This window comes from Paenibacillus cisolokensis (assembly GCF_050481165.1).
Lineage (GTDB): Bacteria > Bacillota > Bacilli > Paenibacillales > Paenibacillaceae > Paenibacillus_AH > Paenibacillus_AH cisolokensis.
Genome location: NZ_JBCNFP010000207.1, coordinates 1 through 571, shown reverse-complemented (window position 1 = coordinate 571; position 571 = coordinate 1). Strand labels below are relative to the sequence as shown.

The window sequence follows — 571 nt, the reverse complement described above, 5'->3', positions numbered from 1 at the left end:
AAGAACTTTTCACTGTCCAGTCAAATATGAAGTTCAAAAAAATAAGCGATATTAGTACTAACTATTATCGAATTCCTTTGGAAGAAAACCTTGGGGATGCCAGGCATGGAATTCATACACATTTTGAATTGATCGTTGTGAAACTGGCTTTGGAGAATGGGCTGACCGGTATTGGGTATACGTATACGGGCGGTGTCGGCGGAAGAGCCATCAGTCAAATGATTGAGCATGATTTGAAACCTTACTTGTTGGGGAAAGATGCCGGTTGTATCGAAAAACTTTGGGATGAGATGAATTGGAAAGTCCACTATGTCGGCAGGGGAGGAATTGCTTCGTTCGCTATTTCGGCTATTGATATCGCTTTGTGGGATCTTCGGGGTAAATTGATGGATGAGCCATTATGGAGGCTGGTTGGCGGAAACGATTCTTCGACAAAGGCTTACGCTGGAGCGATCGACCCGAATTTCACCATGGAGAAATTGCTTGATAATATTCGAAACTATCTCAATAAAGGCTTCCGGGCGGTCAAAATCAAGTTGGGGCAAGAACGGTTGAACATGAAATCGGAAAG

The 571-nt window shown here is 43.4% G+C and carries 1 protein-coding gene; it reads left to right on the top strand.

Features of this window, described 5'->3' with window-relative positions; all coding sequences use genetic code 11:
• Positions 1 to 571, top strand: a 571-nt coding sequence (locus ABEV74_RS23080; protein ID WP_488168589.1) for an enolase-like domain-containing protein, incomplete at both ends; no start/stop codon positions are given.